We start from the raw sequence: 17,326 nt of genomic DNA on the forward strand, positions 1-17,326 counted from the left end.
CGGGACCGCCCGGCGGTTCAGGCGTTCGACTTAGTCGAACGGACCAGGGCTGAACGCCGGCAGGCTACCGGCCCAGCTCTCCTTGTTCAGCGGTCCCGGCCACCGGGAGGTGAGGAACCGCTCGTGCGCAGTCATGTCCTTGCGGTTTCCGGTGGCGATGATGTCCATGCGCTTACCGCGCATGAACTTACTCGTGTACCGGGACATCGGGTTGGCCTCGCTGGTGATACCCCACTTCAGGTGGTCGCCGGTCTTCGCGTCAACCAGTTGGTAGAGCGTCGTGGGGTTGGGATTGTTCAGCGAGTTCCCGTGCGTGCCGCTCGCCGGTGGCTTCGGCGGGGTGGCGGGGTTCGGTGCGAACTGACCGCCCGGACCGCGGAGGGCTCCGTTGCATCCGGGGGCGGGGACAGGGTTGGTGTTGTGTACGAGGAGGGACGCACCACCCGCGACCACGTAGAAGTCGTGGACGGCTTCGACGGTCAGGTTGTGGACGGGCTGGTGCTTCGTCGAGTGCTTGACCGCGGTGGCCTGCACCCAGGTGCCCGCCGAGGTCTGCAGCCACATGCCGGGCTCCAGCTCACCGGCGGTCACCCACCTGCCGGCGTCGGGCAGCCAGTACGGATGCTCCGATGTCGAGGTGATCTTCGCGGTGGCCCTTCCGGCGGAGCCGTCCGTGTCCACGGTCAGCGTGACAAGGGACTTGAGGCCGTCGTGACTGCGGGTGCCGATGACCGCCCGGGCACGGGTGTCACCGCTCTCGACGTCCGTGGCCAGCACCTGGTCGCCGCTCTCGAGCTCCTCGATGTTTCGTGTCGTTCCGTCCGCCATGAGCACGCGCGTACCGGGCACGAAGCTGTTCGGCAGCGGGCAGGTGGCGGCCGGCTCGTCCTTCGGCTTCGCCACCGGTTCGGGTTCGGCCTTCGGCTTGGCAGGCGCCTCCGGCGTGTCCGTCTTCGGCTTCGGCGGCGTGGCCGCGTCGCCCACGTTGTCGACCGCCTTGCGGGTGTCGTTCGCGCTGTCGGCCGCGTCGAGGCCCTTCTTGGCGTACCTGCCGGCCTTGACCGCGGTCGCCGCGTACCCGGCGAACGGAATCGCGGACGACAGGGACAGTGCGGCGTCGACGTAGTTGCCCTCGGCGGCGTACCAGATGCCGTTGGCGACGTCGGCGACCTCACCGACCACCGGGATCAGACCGACGACGTCCAGCGCCGCGTGGCCGATGTCGGACAGCGAGAGCCCGAAGAGGTGCCCGTCGAGTTCGACGAAACTGATCGGGTTGCCGCCGGCGAAGGCGTAGCGGTTGCCGGTGAACGGGTCGGTGGCCAGTGACATGTCGGCGAGCGCGCCACCGTACGCGTCACGGGTGAGGAAGCGGTTCAGGCCCGGGTCGTAGTTCCGGAAGCCCATGTCGTACGTGCCCGACGCCTTGTCCCAGCGGGACGAGTTGTAGCGGAAGGCGTTGTACGACTCCTTGTCGGGGTTCGCCTCGTCCGGCTTGTCGGCGCCGGTCATCTGCGACTTGTCGTCGCTGCCGTACGCGGTGTAGCCGTAGGTGGCGCGGGTGTTGCCGTCCTCCTTGGTGATGGCCTCGACGTCGCCGCGCGGTGAGGTGACGTACTGCGAGTACTCCTTGGTGCCGTCGTCCTTGTGCTTGATCTGCGTGGCCCGCTGGCCGCCGGCGAGGTACTGGTAGTCCTTGTCGGCCTTGCCGTCGATCTCCTCGCGCAGGACGGTGCTGTCCATGCCGAGGTAGGTGAACGCCGTGGTCTTCGGCTCGGTGCCGGAGGTGCTCTGGGAGACCGTCCGGTCGAACGGGTCGAAGACGTACGTCGTGGTCACGGCCGACGCGCCGCTTCCGGCACGGGTCTTCACAGTGCGGTCGAAGCCGTCGTAGTAGTGCTTCTGCGACGTCTGGCCGCCGGTGCTGACCGTGTCGAGGCGGCCCAGCGGGTCGTAGTTGTAGGTGGAGGTGACACCGCCCGCGGACGAGGACAGCAGCCTGTTGCGGTCGTAGCGGTGGGTGGTGGTGGAGCCCTCGACCGTCTGCTCGATGACGTTGCTGTTGCGGTCGTAGGTGTACTTCTCGGTCGCCGGGCTGTCACCGGCCTTGGTGACCTGGGCGATCCGGTCCTGCGGGTCGTAGTCGAAGGTGTAGGTGTTGTTGATGTAGGCCGAGTTGTCGTCGGCGTTCATCAGTTTCAGCACGTCCTTGGAGCGGTGCCCGTTGGGCGAGTACTCCAGGTCGTGCTGCGAGACGACCGTGCCGCCGGACTTCTTCTCGAGGGACTGCTTGACGGACCCGTCGAGGTAGTACGTCATGTCGAGCGTGTTGCCGTTGGCCTTCGTCTGCTTCAGCAGTTGACCGCGGGCGGTGTAGGTCATCGTGGAGATCTGCTGGTTGCCGGCCGTCGGCGAATCGGCGTTGGTGACCTTCGCGACCATGTCCCTGGCGTCGTAGTCGATCTTCGACCAGGTCAGGTCGTGCGTGGAGGTGACGGGGTTGCCGTTCTCGTCGTAGGTCAGCGCGGTGGTGTTCTTCACCGTGCCGGCCGCGACCTCCTCGACCTTGGCGATGCGGCTGAGACCGTCGTACGCGATCCTGTACGTGTCGGCCTTCGCCCCGGGCGAGTTGTCCTTGACCTGCACCATGTTGCCGTTGGCGTCGTAGGTGTAGGTGAAGTCCTTCTTCTCGTTGTCGGTCTCACCGGTGTTGGAGCGGACCAGCTTCACCGCGTCGGCGAGGACCGTGCCGTTGGCCTGGTCGGTGACGGAGACCTTCTGCGGGCCGTCCTCGACGAAGGAGTAGCTGCCGAGCGAGATCCACGTGCCGGGGTTCTGGCTCTGGTCGACCACCTTGGTGGCGCTGCCGCCGTCGTGGTCGACTTTGAACGTGGCGTTGCTCGCGGCGCCCGTGGCCTTCGGGTGGCGTACGAAGACCTCGTAGGTGCCGTTCTGCGGGATGTTGAGCTGCCACACGAACTGCGAGGTCCCGGTGCCCGCCGGGTGCGAGTAGGTGTCGTATCCGTACTGCTGCTCGGCCTGTGTGCGGGACCAGTTGCCCTGGATCGCCGTGTTGTTGAAGTCCGAGCTGTCGACCATGACGACCTGCTTGCCGACGGGGATGCCGTCGTCCGAGCGGGCCCGCTGGTTGCCGGACTGGAAGTAGTCCCAGGTCATGGTGCGCTGCTGGGAGCCACCGGCCGCGGTCAGCGTGTTCTTGGTCTGCTGGCCGAGCTCGTTGTAGTCGTAGGACGTGGTGATGTCCCACGGGTCCTTCGAGGTCCGGGTCAAGCCGTTGTCGTAGTACGTGTACTGGGTGACGTTGCGTGTGCTCTGGCCGTCGGAGGGCGGCGCGGACACGGAGCTGAGATTGCCGACGGAGTCGTAGAAGTAGTGAGTGGAGTCGGGGGTCGAGTAGCGGGCGTCGTCCTTGTCGAAGGGCGAACGCTCCTCCTTGACCCGGTTCAGTTCGTCGTAGACGGTCTCCGCGGTGTAGTCCGTGGTGTCGTCGGTGGTCGCGACACCGCGCGGGGTGATCGTCCTGGTCCGGTTGCCGACCTGGTCGTACTCGTACCTGGTCGTGCGGTGGGTGATGGCGCCGGAGCCGTCCTTGCTGAACGGCACCTTCGACTCCACGAGGGCGCCCCGCTCGTCGTAGGTGGCGAGCGCCTCGTTGCCCTCCGCGTCGGTCTGGCCGACGGTCAGGCCGTCCTTGTCGAAGCGGGCCGAGGTGGTGGCGCCGGTGGCGTCGGTGGTGCGCACCACCCGGTGGTTCAGGTCGTACTGGTAGAGGGTGGTGTAGTCGTCGGTCGCCGCGGTGGCGTTCTTCCGCGGGTCGACGATCCTGGTGACGTTGCCGACGTTGTCGTACGTCGAGGTGACCTTGCCGCCGAGCGCGTTGGTGACCTGGACCGGCTGGTAGATCGCGTCGTAGACGGTGGTGGTCGTGAAGTCGCCGGCCTCCGCGGTCGCGTTGCCCTTCGGCTCCGTGACGGTGACGATGTTGCCGACCTTGTCGTACGTCGTCGTGGTGCGGCGGACCGGGTCGGTCGCGAGGTCGCCGGGCGCGCCGGACTCGATGAGCTGGTCAGCCGTGTCGAACACGGCCGTGGTCACCGCGCCGTTCGGCCCGGTCGCCTTGGTGATGTTGTCGTTGGCGTCGTAGACCGGCGCAGGGGTCGTGATGAACACGCCCGCGGCCTGGTCCTTGGGCTCCTTCTTCGTCAGCGGCCGGCCGAAGGTGTCGTAGGTCTGGGTGACCTCGGCGCCCTTGGCGTTGGTGACCTTGAGGACGTTGCCGCGCACGTCGTAGTCGAAGTGCGAGACGCCGCCCGCGGCGTCGGTGATGGTGCTCGGGTAACCGACGGGTTGGAAACCGCTGTTGGCGGTCGCATGGCCGTTGGCGTCGATGGACCGGGTGACCTGGCCGTACGTGTCGTACTCGGTGCGTGCGGTGTAGTCGCCCTCGGTCGCCGAGGCGACGCCCTTGGGGTCGGTCACCGAGGTGACGTTGCCGCGGGTGTCGTAGCCGAACTGCCAGGTGCGGCCCTCGGGGGACTTCTTCTGGAACAGGTCGGCGATGTGGCCGTTCAGGCCCGTGGAGTAGGTGAAGGTCTGGGCCGCGGTGCCGTTCTTGTTGGCCTCGGCGTCCTTCTGCTCCAGCGGGTAGCCGGTCTTCTGGTCGTAGACCCAGGTGCTGAACGCCCCGTTGGCCTCCTCGACGCGCGTGACGTTGTTGTCCGCGTCCCAGGCCAGCTTCGTCGTCTCCGACTTGGCGTTGGTGATGGTGTTCGGGCGACCGTAGCCGTCGAGCGACTGGGTGGTGGTGTGGTTCTCGGCGTCGGTCACCTTGGTCTCGATGAACGAGCCCGCGGTGCCGTCCGGATCGGTGTAGACGTATCCGGTGGTGCCTGCCAGACGGTCGGTGATCGTCTGGGTGTTCCAGTGGAACTTCGGGTCGTCACCCTCGCTCGGGTAGTAGTAGTCCAGCGAGGTGGCGTTGCCGCGCGGGTCGGTGACCTTGACCAGCTTGGCGTTCTTGTTGCCCTGCTCGGCGTCGTAGACGAACCCGAACACCTTCGGCTGGGACGAGCCCGCGCCGTCGGTGAGCTTCGTCATCAGCCCCTTGTCCGAGTACTCGAGTGTCACCTTGCGGCCCGAGATGTCGGTCATCGACTTGACGTGGTCGATGATCTTCGGGCTGCTGGTGTCCGCCTTGGTGTAGTACTCGACGGTCAGGCTCTGCCGGCCGGCCGGGTCGGTGATGTACCGCAGGAACTTGACCGGCTTGTTGTTCGACTTGCGCTCTTCGTACGTGTAGGTCTGCGTGTTGCCGTTCTTGTCGGTGATCGACGTGAGGTAGCCGTCGCAGTCGAAGAAGAACTGCGAACGGTCGGGACGGGTCAGCGACCATGCCTTCGGGTCGCCGTCCTTGTTCGGGGTGCAGTCCACGCCCTCGCCCTGCCGCAGCAGGTAGTGGACGCCCGACGGGGCCTTCCACGTCCCGTCCTCCTGCTTGCGGAAGATGTGCGCGGTGCCGTCGCCGTCGGGCAGCGTCACCTCGGTCGGGTTCGGGTTCGGGTGGAAGTCGAGGGCCGCGCCGAGCCGCAGCGGCATCGCGGTCTGCGCCGACCAGCCGTGGCCGAGGACGGTGTCCGAGGTGTCCTGCGAGTTGTAGGCGAAGCGGGCGAACGTGGCGAGTCCGCGGCCCGGGTTGGTGAAGGCGTTGTACTGCCAGACCGTGTTGCCCGCGTACAGGTTCGTCATCATGGACGAGCCGGCGCCGGTGTTCTTGCCCGCGTACGAGTAGAACTTCTCCAGGCCGAGCTGGTTGGACGTCGGGTCCTCGACGCGGACGTTCTGCGCCAGCGGCGGGATGGACTCCGTCGCCGACAGCCAGGTGCCCGCCGTCCGGTTGCGCAGGTCCCACTTGAGGACGTAGTCGAGGCGCTTGTTGCCCGAGTCCGAGTTGATGGGCGCCTGGAGCGCGGCCTTGACGGTGGCCGACTGGCCGGGCAGCAGGTCCTCGGGGAGTGCCGTGAAGACCTGGTTGCCGCCGGTGGTGGCGTCGGTGCCGTCCGGCAGCGACCAGGTGTACGACAGGGCCTGGTCGGCGGCCTTCCAGACGCTGGTGGTGGTGTTGGTGACGGTGACGTCGACGGTGTACCGGTCACCCGGTGTCATCCGGGCGGGGGTGTAGGGCGAGAAGTACGTCGAGTCCGTCGACTTGGCGAGGTAGGTCACGACGAGCTGCGGGCGCAGCTGCGGCTCCTCCGCCTCCGAGGAGAGGAAGATCGTCCGCTCCTGCGGTCCGGTGGACGACTCGTCCTGGAGCCTGATCGCGAGGCCGTTGTCGGACGTCGGGTCGCTCACCCAGCCCTGGGCCAGCGAGGTGACGTTCCAGGACTGGCGGGCCGGGTCGTTGGTGACCGTGCCGACGGTGTCCGCGACGGCCGGGTCCATGTCGCCGCCGGGGGTGGTCCACGACGTGGTGGCGGTCGCCTTGTTCCAGGAGGCGGCGGCCTCGTCGAAGGCCCGGTTCAGGGCATGGACCTCGTAGACGGCGCCGGAAGTGCCGGTGGTCGTGGTGGTGCCCCACACGTCCAGCTGGGCGTCGATGACGCGGGAGGCGGACGGCACCTGACTGAGCGCCGGGAACTTCAGCAGTGCCCGGGTCGTGCCGTACGTGGACGAGTTGTTGCCGACGGACAGCCACGGGTGGCCGATGCCGGAGTCCTCGATGGCGTCGTGGCCGGTGGTCGGCTGTGTGGTGGACAGCGTGGTGTCGGCGGCGTCGCCCTGGAGGACCAGTGTGGTGCGGCCCGCCTTGGGCAGCTTCACGATCCGGGTCGGCGCCGGGATGATCTGGCCGTCCTTGGTCTTGACGGCGACCATGTAGTAGAAAACGTTCCCGAACGCGTCCACCGAGTCCGCCGGGGTCGGCGTCGCGGTGGTGTCGGTGTACGTGGTGGTGGTCTCCGGGACAGGGGCGATCAGCGTCTGCGGTGACGGCGTGAACGTCTGGAAGACGCTGCGGTGCACCTGGTACTCGACGATGTCGTCCCGGTCGCTGATCGGGTCCTGGTCCTGGTAGGCCGACCACTTGAGCTCGGCGCCGGTGGCGTGGATCACCGAGGGGGCGTCGAGCGTGGTGCCGGGACGGCCCCAGGTGAGCTGCAGCTTGGGGTAGTTGGCGACCTCGCCCTTGTAGGCGTACTCGGCCGCCTCGTAGCGCGGGCCTCCCTTGGGGCCGTTCGCGCTCTCGTCGCCCGCCTTGACGACGAAGCCGTGGTTGGTGTGGGTGCCGTCGATCCAGGACTGGACCGTCTTCGTCACCGGGAAGCTGTGCCAGGTGTTGGACTCGGCCGGCTTCTTGGTGACCACCCCGCCCTTGCTGAAGCGCACGGCGTCGGCCAGGACCGCGGTCGAGGTGGACGCGGGGCCGTCGCCGAGGACGACCTTGCCCGCGGTGCCCGCCTTGAACGGGTGGGTGCCCAGCGTCTTCCACACGCCGCCGGTGCCGGCCCGCTGGTCGACGCTGTACGTCTTGCTGCCGCCGGCGTAGGTCACGGTGTACGGGGCGTTCGTCGCGCGGTCGGAGGCGGGAACGTAGTGCGCCTCGACCAGGTAGTCGCCGTCCTCGGGGAGGTTCGGCTGCCAGGTGTAGGTGTCACCCGCGACGGAGTCCTTGTTGTACAGGTAGTCCTGGTTGACCGCGTACTGCGTGTAGGCGGTGTTCCCGGACGCCGGCCAGGAGCCCTTGGCGGCGGTGGTGCCGCTGTCGCGGTCGTCGACCAGGACGGAGGTGCCGGACAGCTCACCGGTGATGCCGGAGGCGTTGTCCCAGGTCGCGGTGGTCTCGTCCCAGGCGGCGGTGGCGCGGTGCGCCTCCAGCCGGACCTCGCTGTCGCCCGTGGTGTGGGTCTGGTCGTAGTACAGCTTGAGGTCGGCCGAGTCCAGCGTCGTGCCGGCGGGCACGGCCCCCAGCGGGAACCGCAGCAGGGCGCGGGACGATCCGCTGTTGGTGTTGCCCACCGACAGGCGCCAGTTGCCGTCGTAGTTCGACGCCGGGCCGTCGGAGCTGATCATCACGTCCTGGGACTGGGAGGACGTGGGCGCGATGGAGATGGTCGGGTCGACGATCACCGGGTAGCGGCGCTCGGGCGCCTTGAGCCACGCGGCGTCGGGCCGCAGGGTGAGCGTGTACGAGGTGCCCTTGCCGGTGAGCTTCTGCTCGACGCGGTCCGTGCCGGCGACCCCGTAGGGGGACTCGGCGTCCTTCTCGGCGTCCGTCATGAACGGGGCGGGGATGACCAGCGCGGGACGGCCGGGGCCGGAACTCTCGCTGTAGAGGGCGATCGAGCCGCCCGCACGGCGCTCGGCGCGCAGCCCGCCGGTGGTGAGGGTGAATTCGTAGGACGGCGCCGTGGTGGGCGCCGAATTGAGGACGATGCCCTCCTTCACGGTGCCGTTGCCGACGTCGTAGGTGAGGTCGGTGCCGGCACCGAGGGCGTTCTTGTACGTGACGGTGGAGCCGTCGGCCTCCGGTTTCAGGCTGCCGGTGGCGCCCTTGATGCCGATGGCGGCCCAGTGGCCCTCGTCGAGTTCGAAGCGGACGAGTTCACCGGGACGCTCACCGAAGTAGGTGCGCGCGACGTTGGTGGTGTTGGCCAGGGTGAAGCCCTTGCGGTCGGCGGGCTTCACGGTGGGATCGATGGCCTGCCAGGACTTGCCCGCGTCGTAGTGCGTGGGCACGGCGGAGACCTCGGACTGGACCCGTCCGTCGGACAGTTGCCAGTAGCGGGCGTTGGGGGTGCGCCGTTCGGTGAGTTCCTTGACCCGCTTGGGTGCCGGGGCGTTCCTGCCCTTGGGCAGTCGCTCGTTGCCGGGCACCGCGGTGTCCGGCAGCTTCGGTGGTTCGGCGGCGGCGGCCGGTTCGTCGTCGTCCAGGCCGAGGAAGTTCTTCAGCCCGCTGACGATCCCGGTACCGCCTTCGCCGGATGGCGTGGCGAACGCCGGTTGCGGCACACCTGTGGCGGCCACCGCCACGACGCAGCTGATGACCAGCGCGCGTCGCGTCCGTCTCTTGAACATCGTCTCTCCTCGCTCAACGGAGGCTTTACGACAGCGAGTTGTAGCGATGTTGAGCCAGGGCATGTCAAGCAGTACGACATTTGGGGCGGCTCTTGGGGCGGCTCTTGCGGCGACGGCGCCGGGCTCGTCCGACCGGCCGGCCCGCCCGCCTTCGGGGGCGGGCGGGCCGACGGGCCGGAGCGCGGCCTCGGACGTCACCGAGCCGGCGCGGGACGCCGCGGCCGGGGCCGCGCCCCGGCCTCCTTCTGGGCCCGGATCCACGGATACCGCACGCACCGGGATGAGGACGGCGGCGACCGCCGCCACCACCCCACGCCGCAGCCGCAGCCGCAGCCGATCAGCATCGCGGCGCGGAAGCCGTCCTCGGAGGGCAGGAGTACGGCCCGAACTCCGCGGTCGTCCGGGCCAGGACCACGCCCGTCACGGCGGTCGGCACGGAGCTGCCGACGGAGCGCATCAGGGTGTTGAAGTACCCGCTCGATGCGGCATGCACGTGCCCATGCAGCCCACCCGGGCCACGGGCGAGGGCGCCCTCACACCTCGTCCGTCGCTTCTCGCAGGAGCATCCCGGACGCCCGGTCCACGAGCTGCCGCAGCACGGGCAGGTACTCGGCGTCGCCGCCCAGTTCCGTCAGGAGGCGGTGGGCGTCGGAGCGGAACCCGGCGAGGTCCGCGGCGTAGCGGCGGAGGTTGGAAGGGGACCGCAGCAGGGCCCCGAACGCGGCGCGGGCGGCCTGTGATCCACGGGCCGCGGCGTGCAGGGACAGGACGCGTTCGGCGGGCTCCGACGCGCCGCCGTCGAGGGCGCAGGCGACCAGATACGTCACCGTGCCGTTCAGCAGGTCCTCGTGGCGCCCGGAGACCATGTCCTCCTGGTCGTTGAAGAGCTGCCACAGGATGCCGAAGACGGCGCCGAAGTCGCGCCACAGGCCGGTCCGCCGCGCGTCCGCCCCCGCCAGGGTCGCCGCCATCGCCGTGATCATGGCGAAGGGGGCGCTCGACTTGCCTCTGTAGGCGGCGAGGACGGATCCGCGGGTGGCACCCGCCGCGTCCCCGCGCACGTCCGCCAGCTGCCCTTCCGCGGCGGCTGCCGCGCAGGCGAGGGCCTCGTCCGTCAGGGCGCCGCGTACCGCCTCCGGCGCCGGGAGGGACCGCAGGACGCGAAGCGGCAGTACGTGACCGGTGACCACGGAGGCGAGAAGGGCCTCGCTCGCGCTCATCGCCCCACCGGCCACGATCGACGAGTTGCCGTCGGCCACGTCGTCGAGGTAGCAGGCCGAGGTCCACCAGAGGTCGTGCACGACGGCGAGCGGGACGGCCGGCCCGGGGGCGCCGGTCTCGGCGCCGTGCACGAGCAACGGCAGTACGGACAAGGGGTACCTGAACCGCTGATGCCGTAACAGACCGGTGACGGCGCTGCGCAGCTCCCCGTCCGCCGGGCCGAGTTCCTCGAGCGCCTTCTCCGTCTCGGCGTCGATGTCCGCGGCGAACTTCTCGTGCAGGTCCAGATACGACATGGATTCCATGTGGCGGGCTCCGTCCCGGTGATCCGTCGGGTCCGGCCCGCGCCGCGGCGCACGGGTGGCAGTGAGCACGCGGTCCACCCAACCACCTGGCGACGCAGGCGACTTGGGCGGCAGGCATCGGTGGCGGCCGCCCTCCCGGAAGCTACCTCATGGACCACGAAGTGCGAACATGTCGGCGAATTCCGTACGGGCTCCGCTCCCGGGTTCTCACGGGGAGCCGCACCGTCCCAAGGCGGAGCCGCCCCTCCCGACGGGTGCCGGCACCACCGGTCGACGGGACCTCCCGTGGGCGCGGCGCACCGGAGCCGGACCCCGTGATCGGCGGGTCCGGCTCCGGCGGGTCGGCCTGTGCGGCCGCTCGGTCAGGTGTTGGGGCGCTTGCCGTGGTTCGCGCCCTTCTTCTTGCGGGCGCGCCGCTTGTTGCCTCGCTTGGACATGATGCGCGTCTCCCTCGATTCGGGATCTTCCGGGCGTCGCCAGTCTAGGTTCGGCGACCCGGCCCCGCATCAGGTCGCCGGTATCGCCCAGGTCGCACGACACCCGGGCCGGTGCCCGGCGCCTCGGCGCTTCCCGCGGCGAGCGCTCGACTCAGCTCGCTGCCGGACCCGCCGCACGGACGGACGCCGGGGCGGCGTCGCGGGCGAGACGGCGGTACGCGCGGGCGAGCATCAGACGGGCCGCGAGCGGGTGGAAGGGGCGTACGGCCGCCCAGTACAGGCGGCCCCGCAGGTTGTGGATCCGCACCACCGTCGTGAGTGCGACCGTGTCGCCGTCGACGAGGAGCGAGGCGCGGAAGTCCAGATGGCCGGCGTCCTCGCCGAGGAGGATCTCGTTCTCGGCGGTCGCCCTGACCGGGAAGGGAAGGACGGTGCGCCAGGCGTCGGGGTCCAGGGGCATGCCGGGGTCCAGCGGAACGCGGCAGGCGTCGGTGAAGTCCGGGCGGGTGAAGGCGCGGCGGGCGAGCAGTGCGGCGTCCGGGGGCGTGACCGCCTTCGGCCGGGCGCGGACGAGGGAGTGGAGCAGACGTGCCCGCCGGGTCCAACGGGCGGGCCGCACAGGGGCGTCGGGGACGGCGGCGCGCACGGCGTTGTCGAGCAGGTCCTCGATCATGGCGTCGTGCAGGGGCCGGACGACCAGGGCCCAGACGACGGTCTCCCGTACCCCCTGGGGCTGTTCGAGCACATGGCGCACGCGGCAGCGGCCGCCGTCCAGCGGCTCGATCTCCAGTGCGTGGAAGCCGCGCTCCGGCGGCGGGAAGTCGAAGCGGATCCGGCGGCCGGGCTCGTACGCCCCCACCGAGTAGCGGATGAAGCCGTGGCCACCGTCCGCCCCGACGCCCAGCGGCCGGTCGAACCGGATCGGCGGCCAGAGCGGGCTCGGGGAGATGGGGTCGTCGGGAGAGGAGAGCCGGTCGAGGAGGGCTCCGACGGCCTCGGCCGGTGCCTCGACGACCCGCTCGTGGACGTTTCGCAGCGTGCGCATCCCACACCTCCATACGGTGGCGTATGTTTTTCCGTACGGTAGCGTACGGACATGGCGCGACCGACGGCGGAGGCCGGGAAGACGACACCGGGACGCAAGCGGCTCACCGCCCGGGACTGGGCCGACGCGGCCCTTGCCGCCATGGCGGAGCGCGGGCTCGCCGGCGTCGCGGTGGAGCCGCTCGCCGCCCGGCTCGGCACGACCAAGGGCAGCTTCTACTGGCACTTCGCCAACCGGGACGCGCTGATCGCGGCCGCACTGGAGCGCTGGGAGGAGATCTGCACCGAGCAGATCATCACGGCCATCGAGGTGGAGCCGGATCCCGGGAGACGGCTGCGCACCCTGCTGCACCACGCGACGACGTCAGCCGCCGAGGACCCGCTCGAGGTGTCGCTGCTCGCCACCGCCGACCATCCCCGGGTCGGCGCCGTGCTGGAGCGCGTCACGGAGCGCCGCATCGGATATGTGGCACGGCTCTTCGAGGAGCTGGGCTTCCCGGCGGCGGAAGCCGCGCGGCGCGGACTGCTCGCGTACAGCAGCTACCTCGGGCACACCCAGCTCGCGCACGCCGTGCCGCGGGCGCTGCCCGCCGGGCAGTCGCGCGACGCCTACCTGGAGTCGGTCGTCGACATCCTGGTCCGGCCGTAGGGGGCCGGACCCTCACGCGGAGGAGCGCTTCCTGGCCGTCGAGGCCGTCTTCTTCGCACCGGTCTTCTTGGCCGAGGACGCCGAGGACGCCGACTTCGCGGTGGATTTCGACGCGGACTTCCGGGCGGCCGTGGACGACGACTTCGCCGCCGTGGAAGTCGACTTGGCCGCGGTCTTCTTCGCCGCGGTCTTCTTGGCGGCGGACGTCGACTTCTTCGTGTCGGCGGCCTTGGGCGCCGCCGCGGAGCGCCGGCCCTTGATCGGCGTCACCTCCGCCTCGTTGCCTCCGGGCGCCTGCGCCCCCTCGCCGCGCGCCTCCTGCGCCGCCCGCACACTGCTCTCCAGCGCGGCCATCAGGTCGATGACCTTGCCGCCCTCGCGTTCCGCGGGAGCCGGCTCGAGGGCGGCGCCGCCGCCCTCCACCTTCGCGGCGATCATGGCTTCGACCGCCTCGCGGTAGTCGTCGTGCAACGACTCGAGGTCGACCTCGCCGAGGGTGTCCATCAGCGCGTCGGCCAGGTCGAGTTCGGCGTCCCTGACGCTCACGTCGGTCTGCGGCGCCACTCCCTCCGGACGTCTGATCTCGTCCGGCCACAGCAACCCGTGCATGGCGATCACGTCGTCGACGACCCGGAGCATGCCGAGCCGTTCCCGGCCGCGCAGGGCGAACTTGGCGATGGCGACGCGCTGACTGCGCTTGAGCGCCTCGCGCAGGAGCGTGTACGGCTTGGCGGCCGGCACGCCGTTCGCGGAGAGGTAGTAGGCCGCGTCCATCTGGAGCGGGTCGATCTCGGAGGCGGGGACGAAGGCGACGATCTCGATCGTCTTCGCGGTCGGCAGCGGGAGGGTGGCGAGGTCCTCGTCGGTGATCGGGATCATCGACCCGTCGGCGTCCTCGTACGCCTTGCCGATCTCGGCCTGCGTGACCTCCTTCTCCTCCAGCTCGCACACCTTGCGGTAGCGGATCCGGCCGCCGTCGGCGGCGTGGATCTGACGGAAGGAGACGGAGTGGTTCTCGGTGGCGTTGACCAGCTTGATCGGGATGCTGACCAGCCCGAAGGAGATCGCGCCGTTCCAGATGGATCGCACGTTTCGTCCCTTTCATCCGAAATTCCGGAAATCGTGGGATTCTCATCGTATGACGCCGATCACGGAGGTGGAGGGGCGGCGCCTGGCGCTCACCAACCTGGAGAAGGTCATCCACCCCGCCACCGGGACCACCAAGGGCGAGATCGTGCACTACTACGCCGTCACGGCGGAGGCGATCCTCCCCCACCTCCGGGGCCGCCCCGTCTCGTTCCTCAGATACCCGGACGGCCCCGACGGCCAGGTGTTCTTCACCAAGAACCCGCCGCCGGGGACCCCCGAGTGGGTGCGCACGGCCCCGGTCCCGCGTTCGGAGGACCCCGGGGCCCGCCAGGTCGTGATCGACGATCTCCCCTCACTCGTATGGGCGGCCAATCTGGTGGTGGAGTTCCATACTCCGCAGTGGCGGGCGGCCGAGCCGGCCGTCGCCGACCGCCTGGTGTTCGACCTCGACCCCGGCGCGCCCGCCACGGTCGCCGAGTGCTGCGAGGTCGCCCTGTGGCTGCGCGAACGGCTCGCGCGCGACGGCCTGGACGCGTACGCCAAGACCTCGGGGTCGAAAGGGCTCCATCTGGCCGTGCCGCTGGAGCCCACCCCCTCCGAGCGGGTTTCCGCCTACGCGAAGTCGCTGGCCGTGGAGGGCGAGGCCGCGCTGCCGAAGCTGGTGCTGCACCGGATGGCCCGCGCCCTGCGGCCCGGCAAGGTCTTCGTCGACCACAGCCAGAACGCGGCCGCGAAGACCACCGCCGCGCCGTACACCCTGCGGGCCCGCCGGGAGCCGACCGTCTCGGCCCCGGTGACCTGGGAGGAGGTCGAGCAGGGGCGGACGGACGGAGCGGGTCTCGTCTTCCGGCTCTCCGACATCCCGCCCAGGCTGGAGCGGTACGGGGATCTGCTCGGCCCGCTCGACGAGCGCGACGGCGCCGGGCACCTGCCGTGACGCTGCCCCGGCCGCCCCTGAAGGTCGCACTCGCCGAGACGGTGAACGCGCTGCCGCGCGGGAGCGGGCTGGCGTACGAGCCCAAGTTCGACGGCCACCGCATGGTGATCTTCCGCCTCGGTGGCGAGGTGCTGCTCCAGGCCCGTTCGGGGCGGATCGTCACGGCCGCGTTCCCCGACCTCGCCGCCGCGGCCCGGGAGTTGCCCGACGACACGGTCCTCGACGGCGAGGTCGTGGTGTGGCGGAACGGGCGCACCGACTTCGCCGCCGTGCAGAAGAGGGCGGCCGCGACACCGGGGCGGGCGCCCGCGCTGGCACGCGCGCTGCCCGCCTCGTACGCCGCGTTCGACCTGCTCGCCGAGGCCGGCGAGGATCTGCGGCCGCTCGCGTACGGGAGGCGGCGGGCGCGACTGGTGGCGCTGACGGAGCCGCTGGGGCCGCCGCTGCAGCCCGTTCCGATGACGCTCGACGCGGCGGAGGCGGAGCGCTGGTACGAGAGCCTGCCGGCGACAGGCGTCGAGGGGCTGGTGATCAAGCGGCTCGACCAGACCTACCGCGGCGGCGTGCGGCTGTGGCGCAAGCTGCGGCACACCCGTACGCACGACGCCGCCGTCGTCGGCTTCACCGGGGGCCCGGCGCGGCCCGGCGCCCTGGTGGTCGTACTGCCCGACGACGACGTCCCGGTCGTTTCCAGCCCCATGCCGCCCGCGATGCGGGCACAGGCGGCGGCGCTGCTGGCCGGGCGGGCGAGCGGGGCCGAGGGGGCGGCGGTGGCCACTGGGATCGGCGAGGTCGCGTACCGGCTGGTGGAGCCGGGGGTGACGGCCGAGGTGGAACTGGGCACGACGCGGCACACGGTGACGAGGGTCGTACGGCTGAGGCTCCCCGAAGAACTCGATTAATCAAGTTTGACTAATGACGGGTGCGGGCACTACCTTTCTCGACGCCACGCGAGTGGCCCCTTTTGACGAGCGGCAAGGAGAAAGTGTGACGTTTCTGCCCGACACCGGATACACCCCGAGCGCGGAGGAGCTGGCGAGCATCCAGGAGTGGTTCGCCGCCTACGACGCGCACAGCGCCAAGCGCGAGGTCGGGCGCATGGCGGACATGGCCGTCTTCCCGCTCAACCTGATCAGCGACGACTCGGCGGGCAACGGTGCCTCGGCCCAGTGGGACCGCGGTCGGTTCATCGAGACCATGGGGCATGTGATGGGCGACGGGAGCGAGGACATCACCTTCGAGTCGGTGCGTACGCCGGTGTTCCTCTCCCCCGCGATGGCCGTGGTCTTCACGGACTCGACCATGACGATGGACGGCCGGGCCCAGCAGCTGCGGTACGCCGACATCCTCATCCGGCGGGACGGGACGTGGGCGTTCCAGACGATGATGCAGGGCGGCTGGGGCGACAACCTGCGCTGAGAACCGTCCGACGGACCCGGCCCCAGGGCCGGGTCCGATCCGGTTGCGGGTCCGATCCGGTTCCGGGTCCGATCCGGTTCCGGGTCCGATCCGGTTCCGGGTCCGATCCGGTTCCGGGTCCGATCCGGTTCCGAGGGCGGTCCGGGCGCGGGACGGGGTCAGGCGCGGGACGGGTCAGGCGCCGAGCCAGGTGCGGCGGTCGCGCGCCGCCGCGTACAGCGCGTCGATGTCCGCGGGCCCCAGCACCCCGCCGAGCCGGGCGAGCGCGGGCACCTCGTCGTCCCGCAGCACCCTCACGTCCGACGGCGCCGACGCCGTGTCCAGGCGGGCCGCGCCGACCACCACCAGCACCGGCCGGACCACGGCGGTCAGCGCGTGCGCCGCCCGCTCCGCCCGGCGGCGCGTGAGCGTCAGATCGCAGCCCGCGCCGCGACCGGCCCGGACCCGCGGGTCGCCGACGCGCACCCGCAGCCGGTCCGCCGCCAGCGCGTGCAGGGCGAGCACCCCGCCGGGACCGACGGCCAGATGGTCGATGTGGTCGGCGCCTGGCAGCGGCAGGGAGTGCAGAACCCTCCAGCCCGCCGGCTCCAGCGCCTCGAGCGCGTCGCCCAGCCGCTGCCGCGCGGCGAGTTCCGAACGCCGCCGGTCGTGCCTGACCAGGCCGAGGGCGCTTGGAGGCCGGCGTTCGAGGTCCGCGTGGAGCGCCTCGCCGGGCCGGTTGGGCGCCAGGTCGTCGTCCGGGGGCAGGCTCAGACGCATGAGGTCGGACCGGCTGGGGACGGGCGGCGGCCCCACCGTGAGCTCCTCGCTCGTGAACGGCGCGAGCGCCTCGAGAACGGCGTCGCGGTACTCGTCGAGGACCAGGGACACCCGGCCGGTGCCGCGGTCGTACCAGGCGACGTTCCGGCCGCCGGGCAGGCCCACGTACAGCCGGTCGCTTCCCTGGACGCCCGCGGGCGTCACACGCAGTCGCTGCATCCGCATCCCTCCCCGCCCATGGGAACAGCCGTCGGCGACGGCGGCAACAGGCCTGGATTCAACAACCCCCGGACAACCCCGCGTGATACAGGCCAGGATGTCGGGACCTTGGGGCACACTTCCCCAGACACAAGGGTTGAGACCCAGGGTTTCT

10 protein-coding genes are annotated in these 17,326 nt (G+C 70.5%); 4 read left to right on the forward strand and 6 right to left on the reverse strand.

All coding sequences use genetic code 11. The features are described from left to right. Positions 1 to 30 precede the first annotated feature (30 nt). The 4 genes from ACFYV1_RS26600 to ACFYV1_RS26615 form a co-directional block, all read right to left on the reverse strand. A complete protein-coding gene (locus tag ACFYV1_RS26600; protein ID WP_389398110.1) occupies positions 31 to 9,093 on the reverse strand; it encodes a DNRLRE domain-containing protein in 9,063 nt (3,020 codons plus the stop codon). Between the two features lie 533 nt (positions 9,094 to 9,626). Beyond that, the gene (locus ACFYV1_RS26605; protein WP_389398111.1) at positions 9,627 to 10,619 is read right to left on the reverse strand and encodes a hypothetical protein; all 993 of its coding nucleotides are present in this window, start codon (positions 10,617 to 10,619) and stop codon (positions 9,627 to 9,629) included. A 362-nt stretch (positions 10,620 to 10,981) separates the two neighbouring features. Next, positions 10,982 to 11,056, reverse strand: coding sequence for a 50S ribosomal protein bL37 (locus ACFYV1_RS26610; protein ID WP_372460710.1), 75 nt, complete (start codon positions 11,054 to 11,056; stop codon positions 10,982 to 10,984). A 151-nt stretch (positions 11,057 to 11,207) separates the two neighbouring features. Continuing rightward, positions 11,208 to 12,101, reverse strand: a complete 894-nt coding sequence (locus ACFYV1_RS26615; RefSeq protein WP_389398112.1) for a DUF2867 domain-containing protein — start codon at positions 12,099 to 12,101, stop codon at positions 11,208 to 11,210. Between the two features lie 51 nt (positions 12,102 to 12,152). Between ACFYV1_RS26615 and ACFYV1_RS26620 the strand changes: the two genes are divergently transcribed. Further along, on the forward strand, positions 12,153 to 12,749 hold the full coding sequence (locus ACFYV1_RS26620) for a TetR/AcrR family transcriptional regulator (protein WP_389398113.1): 597 nt from the start codon (positions 12,153 to 12,155) through the stop codon (positions 12,747 to 12,749). A 12-nt stretch (positions 12,750 to 12,761) separates the two neighbouring features. Here ACFYV1_RS26620 and ACFYV1_RS26625 read toward each other — a convergent pair whose 3' ends face one another. Beyond that, complete coding sequence (locus tag ACFYV1_RS26625) at positions 12,762 to 13,838, reverse strand: Ku protein (protein ID WP_389398114.1); 1,077 nt, start codon at positions 13,836 to 13,838, stop codon at positions 12,762 to 12,764. Positions 13,839 to 13,887: 49 nt separating this feature from the next. Here ACFYV1_RS26625 and ligD point away from each other — a divergent pair, with 49 nt between their 5' ends. The 3 genes from ligD (at position 13,888) to ACFYV1_RS26640 (ending at position 16,194) form a co-directional block, all read left to right on the forward strand. After that, a complete protein-coding gene (gene ligD, locus ACFYV1_RS26630; protein ID WP_389398115.1) occupies positions 13,888 to 14,775 on the forward strand; it encodes a non-homologous end-joining DNA ligase in 888 nt (295 codons plus the stop codon). After that, positions 14,772 to 15,677, forward strand: coding sequence for an ATP-dependent DNA ligase (locus tag ACFYV1_RS26635; RefSeq protein ID WP_389398116.1), 906 nt, complete (start codon positions 14,772 to 14,774; stop codon positions 15,675 to 15,677). The genes ligD and ACFYV1_RS26635 overlap by 4 nt, the downstream gene beginning before the upstream one ends. An 85-nt stretch (positions 15,678 to 15,762) precedes the next feature. Beyond that, a complete protein-coding gene (locus ACFYV1_RS26640) occupies positions 15,763 to 16,194 on the forward strand; it encodes a nuclear transport factor 2 family protein (protein ID WP_389398117.1) in 432 nt (143 codons plus the stop codon). Positions 16,195 to 16,368: 174 nt separating this feature from the next. On the opposite strand, the gene ACFYV1_RS26645 is transcribed toward ACFYV1_RS26640, so the two are convergent. Continuing rightward, positions 16,369 to 17,172 (reverse strand): nuclease-related domain-containing protein, encoded by an 804-nt coding sequence (locus tag ACFYV1_RS26645; RefSeq protein ID WP_389398118.1) that lies wholly within the window; start codon positions 17,170 to 17,172, stop codon positions 16,369 to 16,371. Positions 17,173 to 17,326 lie beyond the last annotated feature (154 nt).

Origin of the sequence: Streptomyces sp. NPDC003023, assembly GCF_042888225.1 — a bacterium.
In the GTDB taxonomy this organism is placed as follows: domain Bacteria; phylum Actinomycetota; class Actinomycetes; order Streptomycetales; family Streptomycetaceae; genus Streptomyces.